General features: G+C 63.4%; 13 protein-coding genes. 11 read left to right on the forward strand and 2 right to left on the reverse strand.

The window, feature by feature from the left end:
- Positions 1 to 48: 48 nt before the first annotated feature.
- The 5 genes from ACNQOP_RS16975 (at position 49) to ACNQOP_RS16995 (ending at position 6,736) form a co-directional block, all read left to right on the forward strand.
- Positions 49 to 1,551: an alpha,alpha-trehalose-phosphate synthase (UDP-forming) gene (locus ACNQOP_RS16975; RefSeq protein WP_305082600.1), complete on the forward strand. Its 1,503-nt coding sequence runs from the start codon at positions 49 to 51 to the stop codon at positions 1,549 to 1,551.
- Positions 1,541 to 2,344, forward strand: a complete 804-nt coding sequence (otsB, locus tag ACNQOP_RS16980) for a trehalose-phosphatase (protein WP_416405218.1) — start codon at positions 1,541 to 1,543, stop codon at positions 2,342 to 2,344. Before ACNQOP_RS16975 ends, otsB begins: the two co-directional genes overlap by 11 nt.
- A gap of 199 nt (positions 2,345 to 2,543) precedes the next feature.
- Positions 2,544 to 3,626 (forward strand): ABC transporter ATP-binding protein, encoded by a 1,083-nt coding sequence (locus tag ACNQOP_RS16985; RefSeq protein ID WP_142936539.1) that lies wholly within the window; start codon positions 2,544 to 2,546, stop codon positions 3,624 to 3,626.
- Positions 3,627 to 3,731: 105 nt separating this feature from the next.
- Positions 3,732 to 5,318, forward strand: a complete 1,587-nt coding sequence (locus ACNQOP_RS16990) for a beta-N-acetylhexosaminidase (RefSeq protein WP_416405219.1) — start codon at positions 3,732 to 3,734, stop codon at positions 5,316 to 5,318.
- Entirely contained in the window at positions 5,315 to 6,736 is a 1,422-nt protein-coding gene (locus tag ACNQOP_RS16995) for a DUF4032 domain-containing protein (RefSeq protein WP_284985860.1), read from the forward strand. Before ACNQOP_RS16990 ends, ACNQOP_RS16995 begins: the two co-directional genes overlap by 4 nt.
- 7 nt (positions 6,737 to 6,743) lie before the next feature.
- Here the strand turns inward: ACNQOP_RS16995 and ACNQOP_RS17000 are convergent, their stop codons facing one another.
- Positions 6,744 to 7,427 carry a GntR family transcriptional regulator gene (locus ACNQOP_RS17000; protein WP_416405220.1) on the reverse strand — a complete coding sequence of 228 codons (684 nt, stop codon included), beginning with the start codon at positions 7,425 to 7,427 and terminating at the stop codon, positions 6,744 to 6,746.
- Between the two features lie 52 nt (positions 7,428 to 7,479).
- Positions 7,480 to 8,946 carry a chlorohydrolase family protein gene (locus ACNQOP_RS17005; RefSeq protein ID WP_416405221.1) on the reverse strand — a complete coding sequence of 489 codons (1,467 nt, stop codon included), beginning with the start codon at positions 8,944 to 8,946 and terminating at the stop codon, positions 7,480 to 7,482.
- A 147-nt stretch (positions 8,947 to 9,093) separates the two neighbouring features.
- On the opposite strand from ACNQOP_RS17005, the gene ACNQOP_RS17010 reads away from it, so the two are divergent.
- From ACNQOP_RS17010 to ACNQOP_RS17035, 6 genes are all read left to right on the forward strand, one after another.
- A complete protein-coding gene (locus tag ACNQOP_RS17010) occupies positions 9,094 to 10,146 on the forward strand; it encodes an ABC transporter permease (RefSeq protein WP_349471945.1) in 1,053 nt (350 codons plus the stop codon).
- Positions 10,147 to 10,190: 44 nt separating this feature from the next.
- Positions 10,191 to 11,915 (forward strand): ABC transporter substrate-binding protein, encoded by a 1,725-nt coding sequence (locus ACNQOP_RS17015; protein WP_416405222.1) that lies wholly within the window; start codon positions 10,191 to 10,193, stop codon positions 11,913 to 11,915.
- Between the two features lie 82 nt (positions 11,916 to 11,997).
- Positions 11,998 to 12,999: an ABC transporter permease gene (locus ACNQOP_RS17020; RefSeq protein ID WP_235518772.1), complete on the forward strand. Its 1,002-nt coding sequence runs from the start codon at positions 11,998 to 12,000 to the stop codon at positions 12,997 to 12,999.
- Entirely contained in the window at positions 12,996 to 14,048 is a 1,053-nt protein-coding gene (locus ACNQOP_RS17025; RefSeq protein WP_416405223.1) for an ABC transporter ATP-binding protein, read from the forward strand. The genes ACNQOP_RS17020 and ACNQOP_RS17025 overlap by 4 nt, the downstream gene beginning before the upstream one ends.
- An 8-nt stretch (positions 14,049 to 14,056) precedes the next feature.
- Positions 14,057 to 15,079, forward strand: a complete 1,023-nt coding sequence (locus tag ACNQOP_RS17030; protein WP_416405224.1) for an ABC transporter ATP-binding protein — start codon at positions 14,057 to 14,059, stop codon at positions 15,077 to 15,079.
- A 23-nt stretch (positions 15,080 to 15,102) separates the two neighbouring features.
- Positions 15,103 to 16,332 carry an amidohydrolase family protein gene (locus tag ACNQOP_RS17035; protein ID WP_416405225.1) on the forward strand — a complete coding sequence of 410 codons (1,230 nt, stop codon included), beginning with the start codon at positions 15,103 to 15,105 and terminating at the stop codon, positions 16,330 to 16,332.
- Positions 16,333 to 16,404: the final 72 nt, after the last annotated feature.

Genomic DNA, 16,404 nt, shown 5'->3' on the forward strand with positions numbered 1-16,404 from the left:
TCCACTAGTAGGCTGGGAGTTGAGTCACAGCAACCCCAGGGAGCGTTAATGCAGGAACCGGCAAGCGAAAAACTCAGTACCGAACAAGCCCCCAAGGCTTCTCCAACCAAGAAGCCTACGGCCAGCACGTTCGATTTCATGGTGGTCTCCAACAGGTTGCCTGTGGACCGTTGCAGCAGCGACGGCAACGACGACGGCGGTGACGGCTGGCGCCGTTCGCCCGGCGGCCTGGTCACGGCCCTGGCCCCCATGATGACAAAGTCCGACGGCGCGTGGGTGGGTTGGCATGGGGCCCCCGACGAGACGGTGCGGCCCTTCAGCCACGAAGGCATGGACCTGGTCCCGGTCCAGCTCAGCAGCCACGAAGTTGAACTGTATTACGAGGGCTTCTCTAACGCGACCATCTGGCCGCTCTACCATGACGTCATCGCCCCGCCGGAGTTCCACCGTACGTGGTGGGACTCCTACCGGACGGTCAACAAGAAGTTCGCCGACGCCGTCATCCGCCACGCCGCGGACGGCGCCACTGTGTGGGTCCAGGACTACCAGCTCCAGCTGGTGCCCCGCCTGCTGCGTCAGGCGCGGCCGGACCTGAAGATCGGCTTCTTCAACCACATCCCGTTCCCTCCGCCGGAAATTTTCGCGCAACTGCCCTGGCGCCGCGAGATCATCGACGGCCTGCTGGGGGCGGACCTTCTGGGCTTCCAGCGTCCCAGCGATGCCGGCAACTTCATGCGCTCCGCACGCCGGTTCCTGGGCGCCAGCGTCAAGCAGCAGCAGGTCCACGTGAAGGGCCCCGACGGCGAAGTCACCCACATCGCCCGGGCCCAGGCCTTCCCGATCTCCATCGACGTGGACCAGATCCGGCAGCTGGCAAGCAATCCGGACATTATTGAGCGTGCCAAGCAGATCCGCCGGGACCTCGGCAACCCCAAGACCATCCTCCTGGGCGTCGACCGGCTCGACTACACCAAGGGAATCGGGCACCGGCTCAAGGCTTTCGAGGAACTCCTCGCTGACGGGCAGATCAAAGTCGAGGACGCCACGCTCATCCAGGTGGCCAGCCCCAGCCGCGAGCGCGTGGAACAGTACAGGCTGCTTCGCGAGGAAATTGAAGGCACCGTCGGTCACATCAACGGCACCTACGACACCATCCAGAACACAGCCGTCCGCTACCTGCACCACAGCTACCCGGTGGAGGAGATGGTGGCGCTGTACCTGGCCGCCGACGTCATGTTGGTGACCGCGCTGCGCGATGGCATGAACCTGGTGGCCAAGGAGTATGTGACCGCCCGCGCCGATGACAACGGGGCGTTGGTGCTGAGCGAATTCGCCGGCGCCGCGGACCAGCTCAAGCAGGCGTTCCTCATCAATCCGCACGACATCGATGGCCTCAAATCAGCCATCCTCCGCGCGGTCAACCTCGAGCCCAAAGAGGCCCGCCGTCGCATGAAACTGATGCGGAAGCAGATCCTGGATCACGACGTCGATCACTGGTCGGCCGAGTTCCTGGCCGCACTTGAGGAAAAGGTGGTCCGCGATGACAGCTGAAAAACTGTCCTTGAAGCCCGAACTGCTAGACGCCATCCGCCGCATCGCCAACACCGAGCAGCTCCTGGTGGCCCTCGACTTCGACGGCACGCTCTCCCCTCTCGTGGACCGGGCAAAGGACGCCCGGCCACTCCCGCGGTCCGCCGCCGCTTTGGCGGAACTCGCCGAACTTCCACGCACGACGACGGCACTCATCTCGGGCCGGGCACTGGACAGCTTGCGGCTGGTCGCCTCCCCTCCGGCCGCCACGCTGCTGGTTGGGAGCCACGGGGCCGAGGTCTGGTTGGGCGAAGGCTCCCACGGTTTGGAACTGGACGACGAACAGCGCACAACGCTGGCTGCAGTTCGTGATGTGCTCGAGGAAATCGTGGAGACGGCTCCCGGGACGGTGCTCGAAGACAAGCCTGCCGGTGTCGTCCTCCATACGAGGATGGCAGAGGACGACGTTGCCGAGGACGCTGTGGAAGCCGCTACGCGCGTGCTCCGCGAATATGCAGGTGTCTATTTGAAGACGGGCAAGCGGGTGCTGGAAACCTCGGTAGTCCACGCTTCAAAGGGTGAGGCTGTGGAGTTCCTCCGGCAGGCAACCGGCGCGACGGCCATACTGTTCGCCGGGGATGACGTCACGGATGAGGATGCTCTGGGCCGGCTGATGGGTGATGACGTAGGGATCAAAGTCGGCTTGGACTTCACCCAGGCGCAGTACCGCGTGGAGGCTCCAGTCCACATGGCGGAGCTGTTGGAGGCGCTACTGAGGGAGCGTCGCCGTGTGGTCGCTAGGCCCGACCGGTGACCAACGGCACATGTGACCTTTGTAACATTTAGGTCTTTCATCCAAAAGTCTGACATACTCTTGGATGTGATGTGACGCACAGTACCGTGCGACGTCACACGATCCTCCCCGGCCAATGGCCGGGGAGTTCAACTGAAGAAAATGAACCATTCACAACGGATCGTCCGGCACGTACCTGCCGGTGAAGGGATTGATAACTGTGGCTACAGTTACTTTTGATAACGCTACGCGTCTGTACCCGGGCACAGATAAGCCCGCCGTCGATAAGCTCAACATCGACATCGCCGATGGCGAATTCCTGGTCCTCGTTGGACCCTCCGGTTGCGGTAAGTCCACCTCGCTGCGCATGCTCGCAGGTCTTGAGGACGTCAACGCAGGCCGCATCCTCATCGGCGACCGCGACGTCACGGACGTTCCGCCGAAGGACCGCGACATCGCAATGGTCTTCCAGAACTACGCCCTCTACCCGCACATGACTGTTGCGGACAACATGGGCTTCGCCCTGAAGATCGCCGGCGTTTCCAAGGAAGAGCGCGCAGAGCGCGTCCGCGAAGCCGCCAAGCTCCTCGACCTCGAGCAGTACTTGGACCGCAAGCCAAAGGCACTCTCCGGCGGTCAGCGCCAGCGTGTTGCCATGGGTCGCGCAATCGTCCGAAACCCCCAGGTCTTCCTCATGGATGAGCCGCTTTCCAACCTTGACGCCAAGCTCCGCGTCCAGACCCGTACGCAGATCGCGTCCCTGACCCGCCGCCTGGGCGTCACCACGGTTTACGTGACGCACGACCAGGTCGAGGCCATGACCATGGGTGACCGCGTGGCTGTGCTGAAGGACGGCCTGCTGCAGCAGGTTGACACCCCGCGCAACCTGTACGACCGCCCGCAAAACGTCTTTGTTGCAGGCTTCATTGGCTCCCCGGCCATGAACCTGCTGGAACTGCCGGTAGTCGACGGCGGCGTTCAGTTCGGTGGAACGGTCTACCCCGTGCCGCGCGACGTCCTCCAGGAAGCACACGGCCAGACGGTTACCGTTGGCTCGCGTCCGGAAGACCTGGAGACCGTCGGCAACGGCGAAGGCCTCCAGGTCGAGGTTGACGTCGTTGAAGAACTCGGCGCCGACGCTTACGTCTACGGCCACACCATCCTTGATGGCAAGAGCCACGACATCGTCGCCCGCGTCGATGGCCGTCGCCCCCCGATGAAGGGCGAGTCCATCTTTGTTCGTCCGCAGTCCGGCCACGTCCACCTGTTCGACACCAAGACCGGCCTCCGCCTGGGCGACTAAGTCCCCACCGGCGCTGACGCGTCTGTACGTTCCGCATTGTGATAGCGGCCCGACCCCTCACGGTCGGGCCGCTCTCGCGTTAACCTTTCTCCCAGGAAGAACGGCATGAACACGACAGATACCCTGATCCCCCGCCCCTCGCACGTCGAACACCTGGACAGCCCTGCCTTCACGCTCTCCCCCAAAGCCCGGATTGCGGCAAGCGATCCTGCCGTGCCCGTCGCTGAGCAGCTTGCCTCGCTCCTGCGTCGCGGCACCGGTTTCGAGCTGCCCATAACGGAGGACGCCCGCCCCGGTGACATCGTCCTCGAGCTGGTGGACATGTTCGACGGCGGCCCGGAAGCGTACTCGCTCACTGTCACCAGCGATGCCATCCGGCTTTCGTCCTCCACTGATGCCGGCCTGTTCAACGGAGTGCAGACACTGCGGCAGCTTTTCCCCGCATCCATCGAGGGTACGGAGTCGGGCGCCGATGGCGCCTCGGTGATTCCCGCCGTCGAAATCGCTGACGCGCCGCGTTTCGCCTACCGTGGCCTCATGCTGGACGTTGCCCGCAACTTCTTCACTGTGGAGGAGGTGAAGGAGCAGATCGATGTCATGACCCAGTTCAAGCTGAACGCACTGCACCTGCACCTTACCGATGACCAGGCGTGGCGCATCGAAATCCTGGAGCCCAAGGAGAATCCGTCCGGGCTGGACTACGCCAACCTCACCCGGCTGGGCGGCACGGGCGCCGTCGAGGTCCCCACGGCCGTGCCTGCGCGCGGCAACTCCGGCTTCTACACCCAGCAGGATTTCCGGGACATCCAGGCGTACGCCGCCAGCAAGAATGTGCTCGTGGTGCCGGAGATCGACCTTCCCGGGCACGTCAACGCCGCCCTCGCAGCCATCCCGCAGCTCAACCCGGACGGCAAGGCCAAACCCATGAGCACCACGGCCGAGGTTGGCTGGTCAACCCTGAGCGCGGACGTGCCCGCCACCTACGAGTTCGCCCGCGAAGTCCTCGGACAGCTCGCCGACATCACAGTAGGCCCGTACCTGCACATCGGTGGAGACGAAGCCCACGTCACGGCCCACGAGGACTACGTCGCCATGGTGCAGCAGTTTGTCCAGATAGCCGCCGCGACGGGCAAGGCCGTGGTGGGTTGGAACGAATTTGCCGCCGTCGAGCTTCCGGAAGGTGCGGTGATCCAGTACTGGCACGGCGATCTGGAGGCCACCGTGCGACAGGCCCACAACAGCGGAACACCGGTCATCATGTCCCCCGCAGCGAACACCTACCTGGACCAGAAATATGATCCGGAAAGTCCTGTTGGGTTGTCGTGGGTGGAAGGCGGCCCCTTTACCTGGTCCGAGTATTACAACTGGGACCCTGCCCAGGGCGGCCTGCACGACGAACAGATCCTCGGCGTCGAAGGCCCCCTGTGGTCTGAGACGGTACGGAACAACAAACAGGCCCAGTGGCTCCTGTACCCACGGGCGGTCTCACTGGCGGAAGTGGCCTGGTCCGGTCAGGAAGTCCGCAACGCCGGTGACTTCCGACGTCGGCTCGGCGCCTTGGGTGAGCGGCTCACGCGGCAAGGCGTCGTCTTCCAGGAAGCGCCCGACGTCGAATGGTCGGCGAAGCCGGAGTATCCCTTTTCAGGCGCGATGACCGCCAGCGACCCCAAGTACGGAACAATTGAGGCATGAGCGAGCAAAACGGAGCCCAGTGGCACGACGAACCCACCGACTACGGGCAGATCGGCAAGCTCCCCAGGACTGAGGCAGCCAGCGCGCAGGACACCGCACCGCCGGCCAGCGTGATCGGTTCGCTGAACATCACTGCTGCGGCAGCCGATCCCGAGCTGCTGGACCTGCCGTGGCACATCGCCCTGGAGGACTGGCCAACCGAGAACCTCGCCGCCCTGCCCCGCGGTATTTCCCGGCACATCGTCCGCTTTGCCCACCTTGGCGGCTCGGTCATTGCCATCAAGGAAACCTCAGAACACGTCGCCCGCCACGAGTACCACATGCTCCGTAAGCTGGCACGGCTGGACGTTCCCTGCGTGGAACCGGTGGCCGTCATCACCGGCCGCACCACCGCGGACGGGCGTCCGCTGAACCCGGTGCTGGTCACCCGGCACCTGAAATTCTCCATGCCCTACCGCGCGTTGTTCTCCCAGATGCTGCGGAAGGACACGCTGACCCGCCTCATTGACGCGCAGGCGCTGTTGCTGGTGCGACTGCACCTGGTGGGTTTCTATTGGGGTGACGTGTCACTGTCCAACACGCTGTTCCGCCGCGACGCCGGCGCTTTCGCCGCTTACCTGGTGGACGCGGAAACGGGTGAGCTTTACCCGGACCTTTCCATGGGCCAGCGTGAATATGACCTCGAAATCGCCCGGGTGAACATTGCCGGTGAACTGATGGATCTGTTGGACGGTGGGCTGATCGAGGAAAAGGTTGACCCGGTAGCCACCAGCGAGCTGATCATGGACAGCTACCGCCGGCTCTGGACCGAGCTCACGGAGAAGGAGTCCTTTGAGCTCGGCGAGCGTTGGCGCGTGGGTGCGCGCATCCGCCGCCTCAACGAGCTGGGCTTCGACGTCGAGGAATACGCCATCAAGACCACGGCGGATGGCTCCACCATCCAGCTCCAGCCCAAAGTGGTCGACGCCGGCCATCACCAGCGGCGGTTGCTCCGCCTCACGGGCCTGGACGCCCAGGAGAACCAAGCCCGCAGGCTGTTGAACGACATGGACCAGTTCCGCGCCGACAACAACCCGGAACTGGATGAGGAAATCAGCGCCCACATTTGGGTCAGCCAGATCTTCGAACCCATTGTCCGTTCCATTCCCCGCCACCTGGCCGGGAAGCTGGAGCCGGCAGAGGTGGTCCATGAGGTCCTGGAGCACCGCTGGTACATGAGCCAAAAGCAGGACAGGTACGTTCCGCTGGCGGAGACGGTGCAGTCCTACCTGGACACCGTGCTGCAGCACCGCCGCGACGAGGCAGCCATCATGCTGAACCCGGATACTGAGTTGTTGAAGATCCTCGAGGTCGAAGTGGAGGAATCAGGCCGCTACGACGACGAGGATGAAGACGAATACCCGGACGCCGACGACTAGTGAAGCTTTAGGGCTCCAACGTCTCGGCGAGCCCTGACAGGACCGGTTCGCGGCCCAGTTCGATGTGCGAGTACGCCAGGGAGTAGGCCAGGTCCGGCCGGCCTTTCAAGATGGCGTTGCAGAGCTCGGTGTGCTCGTCGCGTTGGAGTTCGTTGCTGCGGTTGTGCGCCAGCCCGAAAATCCACCGCATCCTGCCGAACAACGGCTTCACGGACTCGATCAGAAGGCGGTTTCCGGACAAACGGACAATTTCGGCGTGGAGTTCGGCACTGATCACGGCGACGTCTTCGGTCCGGTCCTCATCGATGGCCGCCGTGGAGGCCTCCATCAGCTCCTCCAACCGGCCGCCGTCGGCACCTTCTGCCACCCGGGTGGCAGCCATCCGGGCGGCGAACGTTTCCAGGCACAGCCGGATGTCGAACAGTTCGTTGACGTCGGTGAGGGTCAGCTGCCGGACCACGGCACCGCGACGAGGGAACGTCTGGACGAAACCGTCCTGTTCCAGGCGTTGGATGGCTTCGCGCACCGGAATACGCGAGACGTTGTAAACCTCGGAGAGTTCGCGTTCGCGTAAACGCACGCCCTGGGCATACGTGCCTGTGACTATGCCCTCGAGCACCAGTTGATAGACGTTCTCGGCACGGGCCTCATCGTCGCGGCCAGTTCCGGTTTCCGGCATCGCCTCAGCCACTGTCAAACCTTCCTTCACACCCTTGCACGCCTCGTGTGCCGGACGGCGCCGGTCAGCGTTCCAACCGAGCATACACGGGAGGAAACAGCTCATTGGCCGGGCGGTTCAGGGTGTCCCGAACGGTGTAGGCCTGGCGCATCTTGTCGAACAATTCCTGGCCCTTCAGGCGCCAATAGTCCAGGTCCACCCCGTCGATCACACCGTCAGCCATGATGGTTCGACCAGCCACCACGGACAGCACAGCCTGGCGGGCTGTTCCGTTCAGGATAAGCGTCCGGAGTGGATCGTCGTGGACGCCGTCACGGATGTCTCCCAAGGAGAAGGCCACCAGGTCCGCCTGGGCTCCGGGCTCCAACCGGCCCAGGTCCGGGCGGCGGAGGGCATGCGCACCACCGAGCGTGGCTGCGTCGAAGTATCCCGCAACGTCACCGGCGTCGTTGGCTCCGGCGAGGATTTTCGCGAGCTGCACCCCGGCGTCGATTCCGCGGATCATGTCCGGCGGGAAGGAGTCCGTGCCCAGCGAAATGTTGATGCCCGCTTCCGTGTAGGCATTGAAGGAGTCCAGTGCGCTGCCGTAACGCATGGACGTGAGCGGGCAGTGGATGATGCTTGCACCGCTGTCGGCAAGCGTTGCGAGGTCGCCGCGGTCCTCGCCGAACACGGCCGGGTTGCGGTCTGTGTAGGTGGCATGCGGAATCAGCAGCCGTTCGCCCAACAGACCCACCTGTTCAAGGAGCTCCAAGGGCGCCACTCCATGCCGGTCCAGGATGAGTTGGCGTTCCATCAGGCCCTGCAGGGAGTGAAGGCGCACCAGGATATCCCTGTCCGCGGATACCGCCGCCGTTTCCTTCAGCAGCCCTACGTCCAGTGTTTCGATCCGGCACGGGAGCAGGACGCCAGTCACCAGAGGGTCGTTAAGTTCCGTCGCATGGTCGATGAAGCGCAACGCATCGGCAAAACCCTCACGGCTACGCTCGACGTCGAACATCACCGAACGTTCGCCGCTCGCCAGGACGACGTTCACGCCCGAGCGGTACGCAGGACCCAGGAAGCCGCGCAAGCCCAGGCGTCGGCTGGTGTCGGCCATTCCCACCAGCTCATCGAAGGGCTCGGCCCATTCGGAGTGTACTTCGGAGGCGATGGGCATGTAGGTGGTGATGCCGTGCAGGATGAGCTGGATCAGCGCGTACTCGCGGATTTGCTGGCGCTCTTCGGGAGTAAAGACGTCTGCGCGGCGGTTCCGGAAGTAGTCCTCCGACCACTGGTGCCCTTTGGCGTGTTCCGGTCCGGCCCAGCTGTCCAGGATGAGGTGGTCGATGTCCGTGAGCGCGTCGAGGTCGATCAGGCCGGGCATCAGCACGGCGTCACCGAGCTGACGCTCTTCGTCCACGGGTCCGGTGTAGTCATGGCCGACGTACTCAATGGTGGAGCCGTCATACACAACGCAGGCGTCTTCAAGGAGGACGTGGTGTCCGTTGTGATAACCCAGCACGTAGCGGGCGGTGACCTTGGTTGGCACGGGCGGCTCCTCGTTGTTCCTGTCCTCTGCGTACTCAGCGCGAGGATCTCTCTGGTATTCCAAACAGTACATTATTTGTGATTTACATCGCATGAATCCTGCTCTAATCTATTTTGGTATACAAGAACTCCGGAGCACGCTCCTCGGATGATGAAACGAGCAGAACCGTTGACCCAGTTACAGTCCATCGAACCGAACACCGGCAGCCCGCCGCTTCCTCGGGCAGCGGCGGGCGAGTCCAAAGCGCCTGCCGAGGCGCGCTCATTGCTCGCCACTGCTTGGATGCGGATCCGCCGCAGCAAGATCGCGCTCCTCAGCCTGTGCGTCGTAGTGGCCATCATGGTGTTCGCCATCCTGGCTCCCGTGTTGAGCGCGATGTCGGGAAACGACCCCTTTACGTCGAACACCAGCCCCGAGGTGCTGGATGACTTCCAAACACCCGGGCTTCCGCTTCCCGGCTACATGTACCCCTCGGCACAGCACTGGTTGGGCGTGGAGCCTGGCCTGGGCCGCGATCTCTTCGCCAGGCTTGCCTACGGCGGCCAGGTTTCCCTGACCATCGCCTTGCTCTCCACCGCTGTCTCGGTCGTGCTCGGAACGGTCCTGGGCGCGGCGGCCGGCTACTTCGGTGGCAAAACGGACGCGATCATCAGCCGCATCATGGACCTGTTCCTCGCTTTTCCCCATCTTCTCCTGGTGCTGTCGCTGACGCCCATCCTTCAGTCACGGCTCCGGGATACCCCGCTGGGCGAAGGGAGCTTCCTGCCCATGGCCTCGCTGGTGATCATCCTTGGCTTCTTCGGCTGGGCCTACCTCGCCCGCATCGTCCGGGGCCAGGTACTCAGCCTCCGCGAGCGCGAATTCGTGGAAGCCGCCAGGTCCTTCGGCGCCTCGCACGTGAGTGTCCTGTTCCGGCAGATCATCCCCAACGTCATGGGAGTCGTGCTGGTCTACGCCACCATGCTGATCCCCACCAACATCTCAGCCGAAGCGGCACTGTCCTTCCTGGGCGTCGGCGTCAAGGACCCCACACCTTCGTGGGGCCAGATGCTGAACGCTGCCCAATCCGGTAACTGGTACCTCAGCGATCCATGGTTCCTGGCCGTTCCCGGCGTCATGCTCATCGTCACCGTCCTGGCGTTCAATCTCCTGGGTGACGCCGTCAGGGACGCACTGGACCCTAAAGCTTCCCGCCACTGAATCCCGCATTCATCCCCGCATCACCACACCCCTCAAGGAGCATCATGAAAACCCCTGCAAGAGCCTTGGCTCTTTCCGTGCTGATCGCCGTAGCCGCCACCGGCTGTGGCGCCGGACAGAACCAGCCCACCAACTCCAACCAGGCCCAGTCAGTCACGGAACTTGCCCCGGTTGTGGTCAAGTCCGGTTTCAACGGCAAGGGCGGAAACATCAACGTCCTGATGTCCTCCGACTTCCAGACACTTGATCCTGGCAACAGCAACTACGTACAGACGGCCAACGTCGGCCAGCTGTACTACCGCACGCTGACGATGGCCAAGGAAACAGCCGGCCAGCCGCCCACTGTGGTGCCGGACCTCGCAACGGACACCGGTAAAGTCTCCGACGACGGCCTCAGCTGGACGTTCACCCTGAAGGAAGGCGTGAAGTTCGAGGACGGTACGCCCATCACCTCCGCCGATATCAAATACGGCGTGGAGCGCACTTTCGCGCAGGACGTCTTCACCCAGGCGCCGCAGGAGTTGAATGCAGCACTCGACGCCGGCGGGTACAAGGGGCCGTACAAGGATCCTTCCGCTGAACTCAAGGCAGTTGAAACACCCGACGAGCGGACCGTGGTCTTCCATCTGAAGAAGCCATTCGCGGAGTTCCCCGCACTGGCTTCCCGTTCCAACACGGCCCCTGTTCCCAGGGCCAAGGACACCAAGCTGGACTACACCAACCACCCGGTATCCTCCGGTCCGTACATGGTGGAGTCCTACAATCGCGGCAAATCCCTGAAACTGGTCCGCAACCCGCACTGGGATGCTGCCACGGACCCCAACCGCTCGGCCCTGCCGGACACCTTCAGCTTCTCGCTGTCGACCTCCCAGGCCACCATCAGCCAGCAGTTGCTGGCCGACTCGGACCCCAATGCCATCACCCTGGACTCCAATGGCGCATTGCAGACCTCGGATTCCGCCAAGCTCGCAGACGCAAAAGTGAAGGATCGCGTGGCCTCCGGGCTGCTGGGCTGCAACGATGTGCTGAGCCTGAACACCCAGAAGATCAAGGACCCCGATGTCCGCAAGGCGATCGCACTGGCTTTGGATCGGCAGTCCATCCTGGTCCAGTACGGTGGCCGACGCTTCGGGGAGCTCACCCAAAGCCCACTGAACGCGAAGATGCGCGGGTACGTGGAGACTGAGCTGGAGCTCGACCCCACCGGCAAGCCGAAGCTCGAGGAAGCCAAGAAGCTCCTGGAGGGCAAGGACTACCCCAAGACCCTCACGTACGGTTACGCGAACAACCGCGACGCTTTCAAGAACACCGGCACCGTTGTCCAGCAGAACCTCAAGGCTTTGGGAATCGACGTGGAACTGGTGCCGATTCCGGCCCCGAACTACTACTCGGTCCTGGCCAGCGAGCAGCTTCCGGATATGGGACGGTCCGGCTGGTGCGGCGGTGCCGACCCTGCATCGGTGCGCACCTCGGCCGATCCGCTCCTGGGGCCGAACAATGACGGCACCAGCTATGGCTTCTCCAACACTTCCCGGTACTTCGACCCCGTAGTGTCCAAGGCGATGTTCGAGCTGCGCAACACTGACGGAACCTCGGAGGAACTCGGTAAGAAGTGGTCCGAGGCCTTCGGCTCAGCTTTGAAGACCTACCCGATCGTGCCGCTCATCCGCACCCACACCAACAGCGTGGTGGGCTCCAATGTCCGCAATGCCCAGGTGGGCTACTTCTTCGGCGGCATCGACCTTTCGATCGTCGGCGTCGAGCAATAACCGGACTTCGAGAAACCAATCGGGCATAGTCCAGAAGGAGAAGCGGGCCGCCTGCATCAGCGGGCGGCCCGCAACCACCACCATGACGACTTTTATTATTCGCCGGACCGGATCGCTGGTATTGCTCCTGGCAGCGGTCAGTTTCATCACCTTTACGCTCTTCCAATTGGGCCCGTCTGATCCTGCCGCGGCTGCCTGCGGCCAGGAATGCACCCCCGAACGCATATCCGAGGCACGGGTCGCGCTGGGCATGGATCAGCCGTTCTTCGTCCAGTACTTCGACTACATCCGCGGCCTCTTCTCGTCACGGATGATCGGTGCCCCCGGCGCCCAGACGCTGTGCGAATGGCCGTGCCTGGGCAAATCGTTCCAAACCAACGAGAACGTAGCCGACATCATTGCCCGTTCCCTCCCCTACACCTTCTCGATGGCCATCGGTGCGCTTGTCCTGTGGACCATCACCGGCGTCGGGCTCGGCCTCCTGGCGGCCCTCCGCAAGGGTTCGCCGGTGGACAAGTTCATTGTGGGCGCAGCCTCTGTTGGCGTTTCCCTTCCCATCCCGGTCACGGGCCTGTTCCTGCTGCTCCTGTTCGTCAACCAACTGCACCTGCTGCCGTTCACCACCAACGAGATCAACAGCCCCTTCGGTCCGCACGGTCCCGGGGCCTGGGTGGCCAACTACCTGCTGCCCTGGATCGCGTTGGCCGTCCTCTTCAGTGCTTCCTACATCCGTGTCACCCGCACCAACATGATTGAGACATTCGGTGAGGACTTCATCCGGACCGCCCGTGCCAAAGGCCTGGCGCCCCGCACCGTGACTTTCAAACACGGTGTCCGTGCAGGCATCACCCCTGTGGTCACCATGCTGGGCATGGACATCGGCCTGCTGCTCGGCGGAGCAGTGCTCACCGAACAGATCTTCTCCGTCCCCGGCCTCGGCTTCACGGCAGTGCACGCTGCCATCGCCGGGGACCTCCCGGTCACCATGGCCATCACCATGCTCGCCGCATTCTTCGTCATCGTCGCCAACGTGGCGGTGGACCTTGCCTATGCCGCCATCGACCCCCGAGTGAGGCTCCAATGATGCAGTTGAACACCGCCCCCGCGAGCGCTCCCGCCAGCGGTACGGCCACCGCGCCGTTCCTGGAGGTCCGGGACCTCAGCGTGAAATTCCCTACGGACGACGGCGTTGTCTCCGCAGTGAACGGCATGGACTTCACCTTGGAACGCGGCCAGACCCTGGGAATTGTGGGCGAATCCGGATCCGGAAAATCCGTCACAAGCCAAGCGCTCATGGGCTTGCTCAAAGGCACGTCCGCGCAGGTCACCGGGCAGGCCATGTTCCAGGGCAAGGACCTGGTGGCGCTCCCCGAATCCGCCATGCGCCAGTTGCGTGGCCGCAATATCGGCATGATCTTCCAAGATCCCCTGTCGGCGCTGCACCCGTTCTATACCGTGGGGCACCAGATTGCCGAGGCGTACCTGGTCCACAACAAGGAGAGCAAAAAGCAGGCCCGGACGGCCGCCGTCGACATGCTGGGAAGGGTGGGCATCCCCAGCCCGGAGCAACGCTATGACGAGTACCCACACCACTTCTCCGGGGGCATGCGGCAGCGGGCCATGATCGCGATGGCGTTGATCTGCGAACCCGAACTGTTGATCGCGGACGAGCCCACCACGGCGCTGGACGTGACGGTCCAGGCCCAAATCCTGGACCTGATGTCCGGACTCCAGGAAGAAATAAACTCGGCGCTCATCCTCATTACCCACGATCTCGGAGTGGTGGCGGAAGTCTGTGACGACGTGCTGGTCATGTATGGGGGCCAATGCGTCGAGTCGGGGCCAGTGGACGGGATCTTCTACGACACCCGGCACCCCTACACCCTCGGCCTGCTCAACTCGATGCCCACCCTCAACAGTGCCCAAAGCCGGCTGAACCCCATTCCGGGCCAGCCGCCGTCGCTCCTTGACCTGCCCAAGGGCTGCATCTTCAGCGCGCGATGCCAATACGCCGAACTCGCCGGCGACGGCGTCTGCGCCAGCCAGCGTCCCGAACTGCGGATCGAGGACGGGCACGGCAAGCGCTGCCATTTGAGCGGCCCGCAGATCATCAGCATCCGGAATTCGCGTTAGGACCCGTCATGGAACATCAGCCAATTCTCCAGGTGGAGAACCTGCAAAAGCACTTCGCGCTGAAAGGCGGCCTCCTTCCCGGCTCCACCAAGGGCTCGGTTAAAGCGGTCGACGGCGTGTCGTTCAGCCTTGCCCGCGGCCAGACTTTGGGGCTCGTGGGTGAGTCCGGGTGCGGTAAGTCGACCACCGGACGGATGGTGGCGCGGTTGCTGGACCCGACCGGCGGCCGGATCGTCGTGGATGGCGAGGACATCAGTGAACTGCACGGAAGGGGCTTGTACAACTTCCGGCGGAAGGTCCAAATGATCTTCCAGGACCCGTTTGCCTCGTTGAATCCCCGCCAAACCGTCGGGACGGCGATCGCGGCTCCCATGGTGGCGCAGAAGATCAACCCGCAAGGTGGCCTGAAGAACCGGGTCAAGGAACTCCTGGACCAAGTGGGTTTGAAGCCTGAGCATTACAACCGTTTCCCCCATGAGTTCTCCGGGGGTCAGCGGCAACGGGTAGGTATCGCACGGGCCATTTCCCTGAACCCTTCGGTTATTGTCTGCGACGAACCCGTCTCCGCGCTGGACGTCTCGGTGCAGGCGCAGGTAGTGAACCTCCTGCAACAGATTCAGCGTGACACAGGCGTTTCTTACATCTTCATCGCCCACGATCTCTCAGTGGTCCGTCACATTTCCCACGACGTTGCCGTGATGTACCTCGGAAAGATCGTGGAGCAGGGACCCCGCGACGCCTTGTTCAGCAACCCCTTGCACCCTTACACCAAGGCCCTGTTGTCAGCTGTGCCATTGCCGGATCCGCGTGCCGCCCGTGAACAGGTGAAGATCCGCCTTCGCGGCGACCTTCCTTCGCCGGCCAATCCACCCAGCGGCTGCGTCTTCCGCACCCGCTGCCCGCTGATCGGCACGCTTCCCGAGGAACAACGCCAGCGCTGTATCAACCAGATTCCCACACCAGCCACACCGGACGCACCCGCCTGCCACCACGCAGGTATGGCTGCCACGGTGCTGTCCGGTGTGCAATAGATTCACTACCAAAGGAGTAAACATTGAACACCCTGATCCGCGCCGTTCGCCCGTGGGGGCATGAGCTCAGCGACGTCAGCATTGATTCGGGCCCAATGGGCGGCCAGATCACCGCCGTCGAACCTCACGACCCTGCCCGCGCAGTTCCGGAAGGCGTCACAGTGGTGGAGGGCCGGGGACGGCTACTCCTCCCGTCCTTTTCCGATGTCCATGTGCACCTCGATTCGACCCGGATAGGCTTGCCGTTCCGCGAGCACACCGGCGGTCCGGGCGTGTGGACCATGATGATGAACGACCGCCTCAACTGGCGCAACGCCGAGGTCCCCCTGCAGGACCGCGTCAACGACACCCTGGGCCGGATGATCGCGCGCGGCACCACCCGCGTGCGCTCATACGCGCAGGTGGATGTGGACTGCAGGCTCGAACGATTCGAGGCGGTGGCAGCGGCCAAGGAGAAGTTTGCGGGTCAGGCATCCGTGGACATCATCGCTTTCCCCCAGGCCGGGTTGTTGTTGGAAGAAGGCACAGTGGAACTCATGGAGGAAGCACTGAAGGCCGGTGCCGACGTCATGGGCGGCATCGATCCCTGTACTCTGGACCGGGATCCGGCCAAGCATCTGGACATCGTGTTCGGCCTGGCCGAGAAGTATCAGGTGCCCATCGATATCCATCTCCACGAGCCCGGCGAGCTGGGCGTGTTCAGCACGGACCTGGTACTCGAGCGCACCCGGGCCCTGGGCATGCAAGGCAAAGTGACCATGTCCCACGCCTACCAACTGGGCAGCGTCGACGAGGCCACTACCCGCCGGCTCATTGACGCCTTCGCGGAGCTGGACGTCTCCTTGGCCTCGGTGGCTCCCGCTGCCGCAGGACAATTGCCCATCCCGCTTCTCACCGAAGCCGGCGTCCGTTTGGGCCTGGGCGAAGACGGCCAACGCGATTACTGGTCCCCTTACGGCAACACGGACATGCTGGACCGTACATGGCAGCTGGCGTTCACGCACGGTTTCCGCAAGGACGAGCTGATCGAGCACTGCCTGGCCATTGCCACCATCGGCGGCGCAAGCATCCTTGACCCCAGCGCTACCCGGCTCAAGGACACGGCTCACCGTCCCGGCGTCGAAGTCGGCGATCCTGCCGAACTGCTCCTGGTGGACGGCGAAACGGTGGCCTCCACGGTGATGGACCGCGGCAAGGACCGTACCGTGATCCATGCAGGCCGTGTGGTGGCTGACCAGTTGGAACTGGTCTAGCCGCTACGAAACCCGCCCTGGTTGGTTCTCCTCACCGTTGAGCGTGAGGAGTGCCGAACCAGGGCGGGTTTC

It is taken from the genome of Arthrobacter sp. LFS091 (genome assembly GCF_047977885.1).
In the GTDB taxonomy this organism is placed as follows: domain Bacteria; phylum Actinomycetota; class Actinomycetes; order Actinomycetales; family Micrococcaceae; genus Arthrobacter.